This window comes from Variovorax guangxiensis (genome assembly GCF_003952165.1).
GTDB classification, from domain to species: Bacteria; Pseudomonadota; Gammaproteobacteria; order Burkholderiales; family Burkholderiaceae_C; genus Variovorax; species Variovorax guangxiensis.
The window spans coordinates 27286-43076 of the sequence record NZ_RXFT01000006.1; the positions used below are offsets into that span (position 1 = coordinate 27286).

The 15791-nt window shown below is 69.8% G+C and carries 19 protein-coding genes; 5 read left to right on the forward strand and 14 right to left on the reverse strand.

Annotated features, from left to right (window positions below):
• Positions 1-135 precede the first annotated feature (135 nt).
• Positions 136-1029, forward strand: coding sequence for a LysR family transcriptional regulator (locus tag EJP67_RS15385; RefSeq protein ID WP_126022588.1), 894 nt, complete (start codon positions 136-138; stop codon positions 1027-1029).
• A gap of 1 nt (position 1030) precedes the next feature.
• Here EJP67_RS15385 and pbpC read toward each other — a convergent pair whose 3' ends face one another.
• Positions 1031-3304 carry a penicillin-binding protein 1C gene (gene pbpC / locus EJP67_RS15390; RefSeq protein WP_126022589.1) on the reverse strand — a complete coding sequence of 758 codons (2274 nt, stop codon included), beginning with the start codon at positions 3302-3304 and terminating at the stop codon, positions 1031-1033.
• Positions 3305-3582: 278 nt separating this feature from the next.
• Here pbpC and EJP67_RS15395 point away from each other — a divergent pair, with 278 nt between their 5' ends.
• Positions 3583-3789 carry a hypothetical protein gene (locus EJP67_RS15395; RefSeq protein WP_126022590.1) on the forward strand — a complete coding sequence of 69 codons (207 nt, stop codon included), beginning with the start codon at positions 3583-3585 and terminating at the stop codon, positions 3787-3789.
• 96 nt (positions 3790-3885) lie between these two features.
• On the opposite strand, the gene EJP67_RS15400 is transcribed toward EJP67_RS15395, so the two are convergent.
• From EJP67_RS15400 to EJP67_RS15420, 5 genes are all read right to left on the reverse strand, one after another.
• Entirely contained in the window at positions 3886-4512 is a 627-nt protein-coding gene (locus EJP67_RS15400) for a LysE family translocator (RefSeq protein WP_126022591.1), read from the reverse strand.
• Positions 4513-4564: 52 nt separating this feature from the next.
• Complete coding sequence (locus EJP67_RS15405; RefSeq protein ID WP_126022592.1) at positions 4565-4966, reverse strand: GFA family protein; 402 nt, start codon at positions 4964-4966, stop codon at positions 4565-4567.
• A gap of 95 nt (positions 4967-5061) precedes the next feature.
• Positions 5062-5298 carry a hypothetical protein gene (locus EJP67_RS15410; RefSeq protein ID WP_126022593.1) on the reverse strand — a complete coding sequence of 79 codons (237 nt, stop codon included), beginning with the start codon at positions 5296-5298 and terminating at the stop codon, positions 5062-5064.
• 55 nt (positions 5299-5353) lie between these two features.
• Positions 5354-5635 (reverse strand): DUF2277 domain-containing protein, encoded by a 282-nt coding sequence (locus EJP67_RS15415; protein ID WP_126022594.1) that lies wholly within the window; start codon positions 5633-5635, stop codon positions 5354-5356.
• 49 nt (positions 5636-5684) lie between these two features.
• Positions 5685-6749 (reverse strand): hypothetical protein, encoded by a 1065-nt coding sequence (locus tag EJP67_RS15420; RefSeq protein ID WP_126022595.1) that lies wholly within the window; start codon positions 6747-6749, stop codon positions 5685-5687.
• A 271-nt stretch (positions 6750-7020) separates the two neighbouring features.
• Between EJP67_RS15420 and EJP67_RS15425 the strand changes: the two genes are divergently transcribed.
• Genes EJP67_RS15425 through EJP67_RS15435 form a run of 3 tightly spaced genes read left to right on the forward strand, consistent with a single transcriptional unit; the run spans position 7021 to position 9227 of the window.
• Positions 7021-7287 carry a hypothetical protein gene (locus EJP67_RS15425; protein WP_126022596.1) on the forward strand — a complete coding sequence of 89 codons (267 nt, stop codon included), beginning with the start codon at positions 7021-7023 and terminating at the stop codon, positions 7285-7287.
• Positions 7288-7303: 16 nt separating this feature from the next.
• Entirely contained in the window at positions 7304-8467 is a 1164-nt protein-coding gene (locus EJP67_RS15430; RefSeq protein ID WP_126022597.1) for a DUF3182 family protein, read from the forward strand.
• Positions 8451-9227 carry an alpha/beta hydrolase family protein gene (locus tag EJP67_RS15435; RefSeq protein WP_126022598.1) on the forward strand — a complete coding sequence of 259 codons (777 nt, stop codon included), beginning with the start codon at positions 8451-8453 and terminating at the stop codon, positions 9225-9227. Before EJP67_RS15430 ends, EJP67_RS15435 begins: the two co-directional genes overlap by 17 nt.
• 16 nt (positions 9228-9243) lie before the next feature.
• Here the strand turns inward: EJP67_RS15435 and EJP67_RS15440 are convergent, their stop codons facing one another.
• From EJP67_RS15440 to EJP67_RS15475, 8 genes are all read right to left on the reverse strand, one after another.
• Positions 9244-10590 carry an amidase gene (locus EJP67_RS15440; RefSeq protein WP_126022599.1) on the reverse strand — a complete coding sequence of 449 codons (1347 nt, stop codon included), beginning with the start codon at positions 10588-10590 and terminating at the stop codon, positions 9244-9246.
• Positions 10591-10592: 2 nt separating this feature from the next.
• Positions 10593-11330, reverse strand: a complete 738-nt coding sequence (locus tag EJP67_RS15445; protein WP_126022600.1) for a DUF2848 domain-containing protein — start codon at positions 11328-11330, stop codon at positions 10593-10595.
• A gap of 3 nt (positions 11331-11333) precedes the next feature.
• Positions 11334-12662, reverse strand: coding sequence for an MFS transporter (locus tag EJP67_RS15450; RefSeq protein WP_206169506.1), 1329 nt, complete (start codon positions 12660-12662; stop codon positions 11334-11336).
• A gap of 54 nt (positions 12663-12716) precedes the next feature.
• Entirely contained in the window at positions 12717-13397 is a 681-nt protein-coding gene (locus EJP67_RS15455; RefSeq protein WP_126022601.1) for a DUF4286 family protein, read from the reverse strand.
• 144 nt (positions 13398-13541) lie between these two features.
• The gene (locus EJP67_RS15460) at positions 13542-14459 is read right to left on the reverse strand and encodes a LysR family transcriptional regulator (protein ID WP_126022602.1); all 918 of its coding nucleotides are present in this window, start codon (positions 14457-14459) and stop codon (positions 13542-13544) included.
• A gap of 93 nt (positions 14460-14552) precedes the next feature.
• Entirely contained in the window at positions 14553-14918 is a 366-nt protein-coding gene (locus tag EJP67_RS15465) for a nuclear transport factor 2 family protein (protein ID WP_126022603.1), read from the reverse strand.
• 111 nt (positions 14919-15029) lie between these two features.
• Positions 15030-15383 carry an NIPSNAP family protein gene (locus EJP67_RS15470; protein WP_126022604.1) on the reverse strand — a complete coding sequence of 118 codons (354 nt, stop codon included), beginning with the start codon at positions 15381-15383 and terminating at the stop codon, positions 15030-15032.
• On the reverse strand, positions 15380-15784 hold the full coding sequence (locus tag EJP67_RS15475) for a 2OG-Fe(II) oxygenase family protein (protein ID WP_126022605.1): 405 nt from the start codon (positions 15782-15784) through the stop codon (positions 15380-15382). The genes EJP67_RS15470 and EJP67_RS15475 overlap by 4 nt, the downstream gene beginning before the upstream one ends.
• Between the last annotated feature and the right edge of the window lie 7 nt (positions 15785-15791).

Genomic DNA, 15791 nt, shown 5'->3' on the forward strand with positions numbered 1-15791 from the left:
GTCCTGTCAGAGAATGAAACTAAAGGTAGCTTGTGAATCGGCAAGTTGTTCTGCTCCACGGTCCGGCCCTCCCTTCCCGACCTTCCTGCGGAGCGTTCAGGGGAGCGCAAGAGAAATACGGACCGCGGCGGCGATATGAAGGACTTTTCTTTGTCGGATGTGCGGCTGTTCGCCAAGGCCGCGCAGCTCGGGGGACTGACTCCGGCCGCCGAAGTGCTCAACGTGCCCAAGGCCTCCGCGTCGCGCCAGCTCCAGAGACTGGAAGCCACCGTCGGCCACCTGCTGCTGCATCGCGGCGCCACCCGCTTCGCGCTGACCGAGGAAGGCCGCGAGTTCCTCGCGGCGGCCCAGCATGCGCTCACGATCCTCGACGACGTCATGCTCAACCTGTCTTCCGACGGCAGCGCCGTCACCGGGCGGTTGCGCATCGCCGTGCCGCACTACTATGGCCGCGAGCTGCTGATGAACCACCTGCCCGCCTTCATGACCGCCTACCCGCGGCTGGAGGTCACGGTCGAGACCGGCAAGGACCGCGCCGACCTGCGGCGAGACGCGGCCGACGTGGCCATCGGCTACGGCCGTGAGGGCGGCGACGAGCTGGTCGTGCGCCACCTGAAGCAGGAGCCGCTGATGCTGTGCGCCGCGCCGGCGTATCTCGCGCGCCACGCTCCGGTGCAGGACCTGCCCGATCTGTCCGTACACCGCTTCCTGACCACCGACGCCGAAGGGCGCAAGCGCGAGATCAGCCTCGCGACCATCGAAAAGACGCACCGCGTTCGCGTGGAAAGCGTGTTCCAGTCGGACGACCCTGAAATGGTTTTGCGGCTCGCGCTGTCGGCGCGCGGCATCGCGCTGGTGCCGCAGTCGCTCGCGCGCCCGCAGATCGACGGCGCCACGCTGGTGCCGGTGCTGCCCTCGCTGGCCCTGAAGCCGCACGACATCCACCTGAGCTACCTGCCCGCGCGCCGCAACACGCCGAAGATCCGGACCTTCGTCGACTACTTCCTCGACGTGTTCAGGGCCTCTTGAATCAGCGCCGCGCGCCGCTGCCGTTGTTCTTCGCGACCACGCCCGCGCCGCGCACCTCGAGCCGGCGCTGGTCGACCACCTTGCCGCCGGCGTCCACCAGCTCGATCAGGTGGCGCCCCGGCCATGGAAACCATTGCACGGTGTTGCCGCGCGCCAGCGGCTTGCCGTCGATGCGCCACTGCACGCCACGGCCCTCGGAATCGAAGCGCACGCGCTGGCGCTGCGGCGGGATGTCGGGGTCCAGCGCGATGATGGTGCCGTCGGCCGGCGCGGTGATGCGCGCCGGGGCGAAAGCATCCGTCGTCATGCCGGTGTCCAGCGCGAAGAGCGGCTGCTCCGTGCCTTGCAGGAACCACTCGCTGCGCGAAGCCTCCAGCGGATTGCCGTCGGCGCCAGGGCCGAAGCTCACCTGCATCTGGACCAGGCCCGGCGGCGGCGAAGGCGCGCGGCTCGGCTCGCGCGCGTGCAGGAAGCGCATCACCTCGGCCCACACCGGCGCGGCGCCGCTGGTGCCGCTCACGTCCCACATCGACTCGCCGCTGGCGTTGCCCACCCACACACCTACCGTGTAGCGCTGCGACCAGCCCACGGCCCAGTTGTCGCGCATGTCCTTGCTGGTGCCGGTCTTCACGGCGGTCCAGAAGCGGGTGGAAAGAATGCTGTCGAGGCCGAAGGTGCGCGTGCGCGCGTTGGGGTCGGAGAGGATGTCACCCACGATGAAGGCCGCTCGCGGGTCGATCAGCGTCGGCGGCGAGGCCGGCGCGGTTTTCGATTTCTCCGCGGGCCGCGGCGCCAGCGTCGTCGTTCCGTAGCGCCCGCCGTTGGCCAGCATGCGGTAGGCGTTGGTGAGCGACAGCAGCGACACCTCGGCGCTGCCGAGCGCGAGGCTGTAGCCGTAGTAGTCGCCGCTTTCGCGCAGCGGCAGCCCGGCGGCGCGCAGCTCGCGCGCGAAGGCCTCGGGCGACACCATCACCAGCGTGCGCACGGCCGGCACGTTCAGCGATGCCGCCAGCGCGGTGCGCGCCGACACCGGGCCCTTGAAGCGGCGGTCGTAGTTCTGCGGAATGTAGAGGCCGCTGGCGGTGCTGATCTGCGCCGACGAGTCCTCGATCAGCGATGCCGCCGTGATGCGCTTCTCGGCGATCGCCTGGGCGTAGAGCAGCGGCTTGAGCGTGGAGCCGGGCTGGCGCAGCGCCGTGACGCCGTCGACCTCCGCCGCCTGGCTCAGCGGGCCGGAGGAGCCGACCCAGGCGAGCACCTCGCCGGTCGCGTTGTCGAGCACGACGAGGGCGCCGTCTTCCACGTGCCGCTCGCGCAGCTCGCGCAGGTGGCGCTGCAGCGTGTCGAGCGCGAAGCGCTGCAGCGGCGCGCGCAGGGTGGTGCGCACACCAGTCTCCTTCTCCTTGCCCTTCGGCGCGGGCGCTGCGCTGGCGGCAGCGGGCGCGGCCGCCGCGTTCGCGTCGCGGATCTCGCGCAGCACGCGCCGCGCGGCATGCGGCGCGATCCCTTCGTTCGGCTCGAAGGCACGACGCTGCACGGCCGCGCTGGTGAACATGTCCAGCGCCTCGCAGTCGGTCTTCTGCTGCGGTTCCATGGTGCGCAGCACCTCGCAGGCGCGCTGCGCCACCATGGCGGGCTTGGCGTTGGGCGCGCGCACCAGTGCCGCCGCCACGCTGGCCTCGCGCGCGTCGAGCCCGCTGGGCGCCTTGCCGAAGAGCGTGCGCGAGAGCGCGTCGATGCCCACGATCTCGCCGCGGAACGGCACGGTGTTGAGATACGCCTCCAGGATCTGGTCCTTGCGCCAGTTGCGCTCCAGCTGCGCGGCCGCCACCGTCTGCCCGATCTTCTGCGTGAAGCTGCGGCCGCCCGAGCTGCGGCGAAGGTCCTCGTCGAGCAGGCCCGAAAGCTGCATCGTGATGGTCGATGCGCCGCGCGTGCGCGTGTTCCAGAGATTGCCCCAGGCGGCGGCCGAGACGGCGCGCCAGTCGATGCCGCTGTGTTCGTAGAAGCGCTTGTCCTCGCTCAGCACCATGGCCGTGCGCAGCGCCGGGGACACGTCGGCCAGCGCGGTCCACTGGCCGCGGCGCACCGTGGGGTCGGTGCGCACGCGCTGCAGCAGCTCGCCGTTGCGGTCGAGCACGGCGGTGTCGGACGAGCGGAAGTCGCGCTTCACTTCCTCGAAGCTCACCACGGCCCGGGCCGGGAGCGTCCATGCCGCGGCGATCAGCAGGGCTGCGAGGGTCTTGCGGGAGAAAGCGGAGGGCGCGGGCTGCATCGGAGGAAAGGAGGCGGTATCCAGAAGCGAAAGCGTGGGCGCCGCCATTCTCTCTCGCCGGTCCGCCACGGGAATCGCGCCTACTGCGCGACGGGCTGCGCGCTGCCTTGCGGCTTGCGCACCCCGGGGCAAAGTAAATGCCGGGTGCCACATCCCGTAACGAACTTCACGCAAGGGCTTCAATGCGGAAACCCGGCGCGTACCGGCGTGGCCTTCAATGCACTACCGGCTCGCAGGAGGCGAACCCCGGTTTCACAAACACTCCAAGGAGAACTCGCATGACGAAGACATTGGCGATCCTTCTGGCCGCATCGGCCATCCTGGCCGGCTGCGTGGTCGCACCCTACGACCGCCCGCCGCCGCCGCGCCCGCACTACGGCGACCGTGACCGCGACGGCGTGCCCAACCGCTACGACCGTGACCGCGACAACGACGGCGTTCCGAACCGCTACGACCGCAATCCCAACAACCCGTACCGCAACTGATCCTCAGCGCTGCGACAAATGAAGAAAAGGCCGCGAAGCTCCGTGCTTCGCGGCCTTTTCTTTTGAGTTGCTTTTGCGTTCCGAAGGGCTGCCCGCTCAGCCCGGCCGGCGCGCCATCAGCGCCCAGATGCCCGCCGCGCCCAGCAGCGAGCCGCCCGCGAGGTTGAAGCGCCGCTGCGCACGCGGCGACGACAGCAGCCTGCGCGCCGATCCCGCGAACACCGCGTAGAGCGTGGCATTGGTCGCGGCCAGCACCACGAAGGTGATGGCCAGCACCCACAGCTGGCGCGTCACGTCGGCGGCCGGGTTGATGAACTGGGGCAGGAAGGCCACGAAGAACACGATGCCCTTGGGGTTCAGCGCGGTCACCAGGTAGGTGTTGGCGAACAGGCGCAGGCGCGAGGCGGGCGCGGCCGGCGTGGCGATCTCGGCGGAGGTGATGCCCGCGCGCAGCAGCCTGATGCCCAGATACAGCAGGTACAGCCCGCCCACCCACTTCACCACCGTGAACCAGAAGGCCGAGGTGGCCAGCAGCGCGCCCAGCCCGAGCAGCGACACCACCAGCGCGGTGGAATCGCCCAGCGCCACGGCCGCCACCAGCGGCAGGTTGGCGCGCCGCCCGTGCGACATCGAATAGCTGATCACCGTGAGGATGGTGGGCCCGGGAATGACCAGCATGAGGGCGGAGGCCGCGACGAAGGCGAGCCAGAGTTCGATGGACATGTGCCTGTCTCCAGTAGTGGTGGGTTGTTGTTGCGGGAAGCGATTCTCTTCGTCAGATGCCGATGGCCGCGCGCGCGGCGTGCCAGGTGCCGCGGTGCCCGTCCACGTAGCTGATGGGCGAGCTGGCGAGGTCGTCGAGATCCACGTCGTCCAGGCAGGTCACGTTCACACCGTAGGCGCTCTCGCCGGTGGCGGGCGAATGGCCCACGCCGAAAGCCCGCACGCCGCAATGCCTGCAGACGATGTAGTGGCTGTTGCGGGTGTCGAGCATCTGCTCGCTGAGTTCGGATTCGCCTTCGATCAACCGGAAGGCATCGGTCGCGACGATGGCGGGCCAGAAGCGGGTTTGGGTGCAGATCGAGCAGTTGCAGCGCAGCGTGCCGAGGCCGAGGTCGATGTCGGCCTCGAATCTCACGGCGCCGCAATGGCAGCCGCCTGTGTAGGTCTTTTTCATGTGCTCGGACTTCGCATGGTGGTGCTGGCAAGCACCATATCAAAGGCCGGGGGGCGGCGCTGCGCTGTGGTCATGGCCCGGCCATCACCGCCGGCTCAGGCGCGGGCGACCCAGCCCCGGAACGTGAAGCCCATGAAGAAGAGGTCTTCCACCTCCAGGCCGCCGCCCGCGCCGACCACGAGCACCCGGCCATCGCTGGGCACGTGTTCCTCGAGAAGGATGCGCGTCATCGGCAGGAGCCCGCTGTATCCGGGCACGTTGCGCTTCGGGCCTTCGGCGTATTTGGCGACTGCGTCCGAGGTGCTGAAGGCGCTATGGGGGGTGTTGCTCATCCGAAGATGATGGCATGCGGGCGCGCAGCCATCGGCCACAGGGGGCAAGGCACGATCAGGCGGTGGAGCCGCTGCCGAAGCGCATCGCCGAGCGGGCCCTGGCGCGTTCCGCCTCCACAGCACGGTCGCGGGGTTCGGCCGTGGTGACAAGCGAATCGATCAGCCGCGCCGCCGTGGCGGCCACTTCATCGACCGCGCGATTGAATGCCGCCTCGTTGGCCTTGGAGGGCACGTTGAAGCCACTGAGCTTGCGCACGAACTGCAGCGCGGCGGCGCGGATCTCCTGCTCGGTGGCGGGCGGCTCGAAGTTGTAGAGGGTCTTGATGCTGCGGCACATGGGCGCTCTCCGTTCGATGGCGAGGTGGCGCCAGTCTAGCGGCCGGAATTCAGGGGAGCCCGCTGACGAAGCCGCCGTACCAGCTCGCGAGCTTGCTCCATGGAATCTCGATCCGGTTCTCGCTGCTGTCGCGGCCCCAGGTGACGAGGTCGAAGATGGCGCCGTTGGCCGTCACATCGACGGAATTCACCAGCATGAAGTGGCCGCCGAATACGCGCATCGTCATGTCGTCGCGCAGGCTGCGGCCCAGCGCCATGTTGGCCAGGCTGCCTGCGGCACACATCATGACGGTGTGGCCAGCGTTGCGCTTGTGGCGCATCTGGTTCAGGTGCGGGCCCACGGTGTTTTGGCCGACGCTGGTGCGGTGCGCCTTGATGAGCAGGCCACGCAGGCGCCAGCTGCCCATGTGACTGTGGTCCTCCACATGCTGGTAGCCGGTGTCGCGCATCCACCGGACCATGTCGGCCGGCGAGGTCGCGCCTTCGAGCATCGTGTGAGTGAAGGGCGAGCGGTAGGCCAGGATGTTGCTGCCGTCGCGCAGGCTGGCCAGCGCGATGTAGTCGGCCTCGCAGATCCTCGGCGAGCCGGGGGCGCTGTTGATGCGCTTGCCCAGCAGCGAGGAGCCCGACTTGACCTTCACGGTCATCTGCCCGAGGGGGCCGCGGCGGTTTTCCGCCAGGCCGATCACGTAGGCCGCGTAGGCCTGAGGGGTTCGCTTCGCGATGTCGTGCATGAACGTGACCGGGCCGCACAGCGAATGGTGCTGCTGCTCGATGTACCTGTAGTCCGCGATCCGCACGATCAGCTGCAGCGCGATCCGCTCGCGCGAAAAATGCCGCCAGGGGAGCGCGGCGTTTCCGCGCAGGAAACCGCCCTGGTAGCTGTGCGGCTGGTTCTGCGGGTCGGGGCGCGCGCCGATCACGAGGTCCAGCGCGGCGGCAGCCTCGGCACTGGGAACCCAGCGCCCGTTTCTCAGCAGGCGGCGGCTGTACTGCTCGACTTCGTCCGCGGTCGGTACCGTGTCCACGTCGGCGCCAGCGCGCAGCAAGGTTTCCCGAGCGATCGTCTTGTCTTTCCACAAGGCCTGTTGCAGCACCTGATCGAGCGTCGGCATGGTCCGTCCCTTGGTGTTGAGTCATCGGCTGCCCGGCTTGGGCGGGCGGCAAGATAGCACCCGCGGTGCAGGGCCGTCGATCCCCGAGAACAGGTAGGGCGGCGCACCGTCGCCGCGCGCCGGGAGGGGCTCAGCCCTCGGGGCGCTGCGCGTATGAAGCCCACCGACGGCTCCGCGCCGGACTGTTCCCACACGCATCCGCACCTCCCTCCCACCAGCCGCGGGCTGCGCTCGCACAACATGGGGCGGTGAACAAGCCAGGAGGCCATCCATGACTTCGAAGCAGCAACAGCCAGAAGAGAAAGAAGGGAAATCGCCGGGGAAATTCCACTTTCCCACGTCCGGCAACCCTGAGCAGGGCAAGGTCGAGAAGGCCAGGCCCACCGAGCAGCCTGCCAGCGAGGAAGCGCTGGACAGCGGTGTGGAAGAGTCCTTTCCCGCCAGTGACCCTGTGTCCGTCACCGTGACGAAGGTGAAGCTGCCGTCCTCGGAAAAGAAGAAGGACGCCGAAGAGAAGGCGAAGGCCGGCAAGGGCTGAAGTCAGGCACACCGCCGTGCAAGCGCTTTCCTCCGAAGCCAGGGCGGCGGGCACAGTGCCCGGCCCGTGCAGCGTCGTCACGCTGGACGTGGACCCGCGCGGCTACTGCACCGAGCACGAGCATGCCACCCGCGCCAACTACGGGCGGCGGCTGGCGGTGCTGATCGGCTGCGCTTTCGAAGGGGAGTACGTCTCCCCGGCGCCCTCGGGCTCGCGGCACTATTTCGTGCCCAGCGACACCCTTTCCGACCCGGCCCGGGTGCACGCCATGGGCATCGCCGGGGTGGAGGACCTGTTCGGCGGCGTGGTGCCGCATGCCTTCGTCGCCACCAAGGTCATCAGCCACCCGCTGATCGACGAGAACAGTGCCGCAAGACCGGACGGCTGGTCGACGCGCTTCGCCCGCGAGGTCGGCGACGCAGTCCTGCCGGGCTTCTCGTGCTTCTCGGCCGGCGAGGCGCTGAGGGCAGGGCGCGCGATGCTCGATGCGGGGCCCGTGCGACTCAAGCCGGTGACGGCCACCGGCGGGCGCGGGCAGATCGTCGTCGAGCACGCCGAGGCGCTCGGCAGCTGCATCGCCGAGATGGACCAGGCCGGCCTCGCACGAAGCGGCCTCGTCCTCGAAGCGAACCTGGAAGACCCGGTCACCTGGAGCGTCGGGCAGCTGCTGGTGGCCGGCATGATCGTCAGCTACTGCGGCGTGCAGCGCACCACCGGCGACAACGCCGGCGAGGAGGTCTACGGCGGCTCCGATCTGGTGATGGTGCGCGGCGACTTCGACGCGCTGATCGCCGGCGTCGCGTCGCCCTCGCTGCGCCGCGCCATCGAGCAGGCGCGGCGCTATCACCGGGCGGTGATCGACTGCTACCCCGGCTTCTTCGCCTCGCGCGTGAACTACGACGTGGCGCAGGGCGTCGACGGCAGAGGCGAATGGCGCTCGGGCGTGCTGGAGCAGTCGTGGCGCGTGGGCGGCGCCACCGGCGCCGAGATCGCGGGGCTCGAAGCGCTGCATGCCGACCCCGGGCGGCGCGAGGTACGCGCCTCGTGCTTCGAGGTCTACGGCCCCTCGGTGCTCGTGCCCGCCGATGCCATCGTGGCCTACCAGGGGACGGACAGCCGCGTCGGCCCGCTCGCGAAGTACACGATCCTGCCTGGAGACCGCCATGCCGACGCGCCATAGCACCATCGACATTCCGGTCGACGGCCAGCATATCGAGGGCACGCTGTTCGCGGCCTCGACGACCGTGCCGGGGGTGCTGCTGGTGCATGGCTGGGACGGCAGCCAGGAGCAGTACGCCAGGCGCGCGCACGAACTGGCCGCACTTGGCTGCGTGTGCCTGACCTTCGACCTGCGCGGCCACGCGCGCCACGCCGCGCAACGCATGGAGGTGACGCGCGAGGACAACCTGCGCGACGTGCTCGCGGCCTACGACGCGCTGGTCGGCCACCCGGCGGTCGATCCGGCGGCCGTCGCCATCGTCGGCAGCAGCTACGGCGGCTACCTGGCGGCGCTGGTCAGCGCCATGCGGCCGGTGCGCTGGCTGGCGTTGCGCGCGCCCGCGCTCTACCGCGACGGCGAGTGGGACACGCCCAAGGGCCAGCTCAGCCGCTCCGACCTGGTCGCCTACCGCCGATCGCTGGTCGGGCCCAAGGACAACCGCGCGCTCGCGGCCTGCGCGGACTTCGCCGGCGACGTGCTCATCGTCGAATCGGAGCACGACCAGATCGTGCCGCACCCGGTGGTCGAGAACTACCTCGGCGCCTTCAAGCGCGTGAAGTCGGTGACCTACCGCGTGCTCTCCGACGCGGACCACGCGCTCTCGAAGCAGGAGTGGCGCCAGGCCTACGGCGCGCTGCTGGTGTCGTGGATCACCGAGATGACGCTCGGCGCCAAGGCGACGGCCACCCTCACCAAGCCGGTGACCACCGCCACGGCCTGAGGCCGCCGCCCACCGTTCACCGCTGCAGCGCGGCCTCGGCCGCCAGCGCCACCGCCGCCAGCCGCGCGTCGTCGCCGCGCACCGAGGCCAGCATCAGGCCCACCGGCAGATCGCCCGGCGCATGGCAGGGCAGGCTGAAAGCGCAGCCGTCAAGCAGGTTGATCGCGAAGGTGTTGCGCAGCAGCAGGCCGTTGGCCCTGAAGAAGGCGGCGTCTTCCGCCAGCGCCTCGATAGGCGGCGCGACGATGGGCACGGTCGGGCACACGAGCGCGTCGAAGCCTTCGATGGCGCGCTCGACGCGTCCGATCCAGTCGCGGCGGCGGTCCTGCATGGCGATGTAGTCGGCGGCGCGCACCTCGGTGCCCAGCGCGATGCGGGCGGCCACGCGCGCGTCGAATCCGTCGCGCTTCGCGGCGAAGCGCTCGCGGTGCACGGCGGCGGCTTCCACCGGCGAGAAGCCGCCGGGCGCGTTGACGCTGGCGATCTCGGCCAGTTCCGCCAGCGTGATGTCCACGACCTGCGCGCCCGCGGCCGAGAGCGCCTGCAGCGCGCGGTCGAAGGCGCGCGCCACGGCGGGTTCGATGTCGTCGAACACCAGCGTGCGCGGCACGGCCAGGCGCATGCCCTGCAGCGGACGGCGGCGCACCGCGAGCGGCACGTCGGCGATGGCGGCATCGGCGATCAGGCAGTCTTCCACGCTGCGCGCCATGGCGCACACCGTGTCGAGCGAGCGCGCCAGTTCGAAGGCGCCCGTGCGCGGCACGCGCGACTGCGTGCTCTTGAAGCCGACCAGCCCGCACAGCGCGGCGGGAATGCGGATGGAGCCGCCCGTGTCCGAGCCCAGCCCCGCCACCGCGAGCCCGAGCGCCACCGACACCGCCGCGCCGGACGACGAGCCGCCTGGAATGCGCGGCGTCTGCGCGTCGGCCGGGTTGCGCGGCGTGCCGTAGTGCGGGTTGATGCCCACGCCGGAGAACGCGAACTCGGTCATGTTGGTCTTGCCGACGATGGCCGCGCCCTGTGCGCGCAGCCGCGCCACGGCGGTCGCGTCGTGTGCGGCAGGCGCTTCGCCCGCGCAGACGGCGGAGCCCGCCATGGTGGTTTCGCCGGCCACGTCGTAGAGGTCCTTGACCGACACGGGCAGGCCGGCGAGCGGGGCGGTCTCGATGCCGGCCTTGCGTGCCGCATCGGCATGGCGCGCGGCGGCGCGGGCCGCGTCGGCGTACAGGCGGGTGAAGACATGCTGCGCGGCAGGCTGTCCGGCCGCTTCGAGCACTTCGTCGATCAGCGCCTCGTGCGAGAGCTCGCCGCGCGCGATGCGCCCGCGCAGCGCCGCGATGGTGTTGCCGTTCTTCATCGTCATCGTCACGCCACCACCGGTAGTGCTTCCACCGCATAGCGATGCACGATGCGGCGCTGCAGCTTCGCATCGTGCAGCTCGATCTCCATCTGCGTCGCGGGCCGGATGCCTTCGCCCTTGGCGTTGGGCAATGCGCCCAGCGTGCCGCAGGTCATGAAGAGCCCCTCGGGCGCGGCACCGGCACCGGGCATGCCGTCGCGCAGGCCGGCCAGCGGGCGGATCGATGCGAGCGTGCCGCGCTGGTAGTCGACCCAGCGACCATCCTCCAGGATGCGCGAGCGAAGCTCCAGCGTGTCCTGGTGCGCCTGCACGTCGCGCCAGCGCCATGCGGTCTCGGCCACGGGCTTGGCGCACATCTGCTTCGACACGGCCACCGAGTAGCTCTCGACCTGCCGGTCGGTGTGGTCCGAGGCCACGCTCAGCCACCACTCGCCTTGCGAGAAGAACAGCACCGGCTCGGCCTCGCCGGAGCTCCGGTCGCCCAGCGCCTCGATGGCGCTCGATTGCGTCAGCAGCTGGGCCGCCACGCGGTAGTACAGCGGCACGCTCGAAGGGCGCGGCACGCCGAGCTCGGCCAGTTCCTCGATGTGGTGTTCGATGGCGGCGATGTCGCGCCCGGTCCAGCCCGCCACCACCAGCGCGCGCGGCGCGACCAGGTGCAAGGAGGTGGAGCGCGTGCCGTCGTCGGCGATGCTTTCGCAGGCGAAGCGCAATCGTGAATTCATGTTGTTCGTCGTCGTCATCGATCAGCTCTCCAGCGGGCGCTTGGCGGTTTCGCGCGCAACCAGCAGGGCGATCAGCGTCACGCCCAGCGCGGCCACCACGTAGAACGACACGGCCACCGTGCTGCCCCACGACTTGAACAGGCTCGCGATGATCAGCGGCGCGAAGCCGCCGCCCAGGATGCCCGCCAGCGTGTACGCCAGCGAGGCGCCGGCATAGCGCACGCGGCCCGGGAACTGCTCGGTGACGAAGGCGGCCTGCGGGCCGTACATCATCGCGTGGATCAGCAGGCCCACCACCACAGCAGCGCAGATCGCGACCGGGTGCGCGCTGTCCATCAGCACGAAGAACACGAAGGCCCAGACCATGCCCAGCAGCGCGCCGGCGATGTAGACCGGGCGGCGCCCGATGCGGTCCGACAGGCTGCCGAACCACGGCACGGCAATGGCGTTGCCGGCCGCGCCGATCATCGTGGCGGTGAGCGCCAGCGGACGCGACAGGAGCAGCACGGTGGTCACGTAGGTCAGCGTGAACACCACCACCAGCGCATACAGCACGTCGGAGCCGATGCGCGAGCCGCCGGCCACCAGCAGGCGGCGCCAGTGCTGCGTCAGCACTTCCTTGATCGGCGTCTTGGCGGTGGCCTTCTTCTCCTCCATCTCGCGGAAGACGGGCGTTTCGTCCACGCCGCGGCGCAGCCACAGGCCGAACAGCACCAGCGCCACGCTGGAGATGAAGGGAATGCGCCAGCCCCAGTTCTGGAAGTCCTCCGGGCTCAGCCAGGCCGACACGGCGGCAATGAAGCCGGTGCCGATCAGCGTGCCGCACGAGGGGCCCACCTGCGTGAACGAGGCGTTGCGGCCGCGCTCGTCGGGCTTGCCGTGCTCCATCGACAGCAGCACCGCGCCGGCCCATTCGCCGCCGAGCGCCACGCCTTGCACGAAGCGCAGTGCCACCAGCGCGACGGGTGCCCAGATGCCCCAGCTCGCGTAGGTGGGCAGCAGGCCCATCAGGCCGGTGGAGACGCCCATGATGACCAGCGTGGCCACCAGCACGAAGCGCCGGCCCAGCCGGTCGCCGAGGTGGCCGAACACCACGCCGCCCAGCGGGCGCGAAATGTAGCCGACCGCGTAGGTCGAGAACGCGAGGATGGTGCCGGTGAGCGGGTCGAACGAGGGGAAGAACACCGCGTTGAAGACCAGCGCCGCCATGATGTTGTAGACGGTGAAGTCGTACCACTCCAGCGTGGTGCCGATGGAGCTGGCCATGGCCAGCCGGCCCATCTTGGCGGAAGCAGGGGCGGCCTGCCCGGGTGCCGCGGAGCCCGCGGCGGGAAGAACATGTTCGGTCATCGGATGCCTTTGTTCGGTGAGGGATGAGGTGAGAGGGGGCGGATGGCCGCCGCGTCAGGCCAGCTCGGCCGCTGTCAGCTTCCAGCCGAGCGCGAGCAGCCAGCCGCCGGCGGGATCGGCGTCGAATGCGGCGGCGGCCGTGGCGCGCGCCGCGCGGGCGGCGGCTTCGCTGCTGGTCTCGATCACCAGCAGCGGCTGCAGCACGCGGCCTTCGGTGGATTCGCGCGGCAGCGGCGTGCTGAGCGCGGCGTCGGGCACGAGCAGGTACGACTGCACGAAGCCTGCCTGCTCCTCGCGCATTTGCGCGCCGATGCCGGCGGCGTGCGCCACTTGCGCCTCGGCATCGGCGGCGGCCACGAGCGGAAGCACGGCCACGTGGCTGCCGCTGCCGAAGCCGGTGACGGCGCGCACCGCGCACACGCGGCGCATCGGCTGGCGCATGCGGTCGAGATTGGCGACGGACCACGGCGTCTGCTTCTCGAACGCGGCGCGGTAGCCGGGCGAGCCGAACACCGCCAGCGACCCGGTGCGGTAAAGCCCCAGGTACTTGCGGCCGCCTTCGAGCGAGAAATAGCGAGCGCCGGAGAGAAAGCCGGGAATGCGCACGCGCTCTTCCACGTGCTCCTGGTCGTACCAGCGGTTGAAGTCGGCCTCGTCGGCGGGGTCGACGCCGGAAGCGACGAACAGCAGGCCGTTCACTGCTGCTGCGGAGGAAGAGGAGTCAGGTGTGTTCATGGCGGCGGAAGAAGAGGCGGGCCTTCGAAAAATGAAGGCGCGATCTTCCGTCGCAGGGTCGGGCTGTCACAAACGAGTTTTTCTGGGCGACAGCCACAAGAATTACTGGCCCCTTTTCGGGGCCGAAATGCGCCAAACCGAGGGTTAACCCTCTGAGGCCGTGCTCCAGGTTGGTGCGACGGCCGATGTCGTGAACTGGTCGGAGGCCCGGCAGGCCAGCTCGGCCACGAGCCGGATGGCGTCGGAGTCGGCGGCTTCCAGGTGGCTCACCACGATGCGCTGCGGCGAGATGAGCGCGTCGCACTCGATGATCTTCACGTCGCCGGCCGCCACATATTCATAGCAGGGCGGCAGTGGCACCAGCGCGTTGCCGAAGCCCGCCTTCACCAGCCGCGCCAGCGCCGAGATCGAGCTCACGCAATGCACCTTGCCCAGCGGAATGCCCGCCGCGCGGAACAGGTTCTTCAGCGCCTCGTGCGGCTGCGAGCCGGGGCTCATCGTGAGCACGGGTTGTCGCAGCAGCTGCTCGACCGTCTGCACGGGCTCGGCGCCGGGCGCGCCCACCCAGCCCATGGGCATCGGCAGGCAGGGCGTGCTCACGATGCCCGCGCCGGCGATGTGGTCGGTCTGCAGCGCGATGTCGAGCGCGCCCTCGCGCAGGCCGCGGTGCAGCGCCAGCGTGGTCTCGGAGGTGAGCTGCACCTCGATGCCCGGGTAGGTGGAGCGCAGGTTGGTGAGAAAGCCCAGCAGCCAGGTGTGGACCACGGTTTCGATGGCGCCGATGCGCACCAGCCCCAGGATGTCTTCGCGCGGCCGGCCGAGCGAGACGATCTCGCGGCGCAGCTCGAGCAGGCGTTCGCCGTAGTCCATCAGCCGCACGCCCACGGGCGTGAGCCGCAGCTCGCGCGCGTCGCGTTCGAACAGGCGTGCGCCGATGTCTTCTTCGAGGGAGGCGACGCGGTTGGACACCGCCGCCTGCGTGATGTGGAGCCGGTCGCTCGCCGCGCGGAAGCTGCCCAGCCGCGCGGCCCAGAGGAAGGCTTCTACAAATCTTGTGTTCATGGGGGCACCTGCGGGCATTCTGCCCGCGTCGCGCCCGCACGAGAACTTGCCGTCCGCCGGACCCGTACCGGCATTGGCGGAAGCAGCCGCTTGCTAGCCGGCATCGTAGAAGAACTCTTCCCGCACGATCTTCCCGTCCTTGACGGTGTAGAGCGCCATTTCCTCCATGGTGAAGCGGTGGCCGTTGGCCTTCATCGTCACGTCGAAGCGGAAGCCGACGATGAAGCGGTCGTCGTGCGGCCACGGGCCGGCGACCTGCATGGAGTGCACTTCATGATTGGCGGTCCACCACTCGCCCTTGGCCCTGATGGCCGCAAGGCCGACCGCCTCGCGCGCCTGGCCGGGCGGGGCGCTGGCCTCGACGCTCACGGCCTCGGGCGCATAGAGCACCTGGGCGCCTTCGAAATTTCCGTCCTTGCACAGCGCCACGAGCTTGTCGGCGATTTCCTTGGTGTTCATGGGTTTCTCCTGCGAACGTTGAGAGGGAACGAGCGAGCGAATGAATGAATGAACGACGACCGGGGGCGCAGTTTAGGCCTGCGGTGGCTGTCTTTCGCCGGCTTTTCTTTCTCAGGAGGAAGCGGGGCCGTTGAGCGCGCGCATGCTGTCTACGGCTTCGGGCGAGGCCCACAGCAAGGTGTTCAGGTAGGTCTCGATGCGGTCCACCAGCGCGCCGCGCGGGCCCTCGCGCCATTCCGGGGAGCCGTAGAACGCGGCCTGCCCGGCTTCGAGCGCTGCGCGGTCGGCATAGGCTCGCACCAGGTGGTAGGTCTCCTCCTCGTGGTCCGACCTGCCGTAGGCGACCACGTCCATGCCCTTGCCGCGCAGCATCGGCACGGCGCGTTCGTGCATGGCCTGGTGGAAGGCATCGAGGGTGCCGGGCTTGAGCCGGTAGGTTCGGATCTCCAGCAGCATCTGCTTCATGGCGGCGGCCTTTCCCCAGCGTCGGACCTGCCCGGCAACACCCAGCCGAGCGAGAACACATAGCGACTGCCGCCCACCACCCGCGTCACGCTGTGCTCGCAGGCATCGGGGCGGAACAGCTTGATGCGCCGCGTCGCGAAGATCGGCGTGGCGCACACGAACTCGCCACCCGAGCGCGGCGATTTCAGCACGACGTTCAGCCGGTAGTGCCGCCCGGCCTGCACCGGGTCGGTGTGCGGCGGAATCTCCGAGCCCTCGGGGTAGCGGATGAGGTAGCTGTCGAACGGCAGCGGCCAGCGCGCCGTGAGCAGCAGCATCTTGTCGTAGCCCGTGCCCTGGCGGCCGCGCTGCCAGCGGAAGGCCAGGGAGAAGTAGCTGCGCAGTGTGGTGGCAAAGCTCATGAGTGAG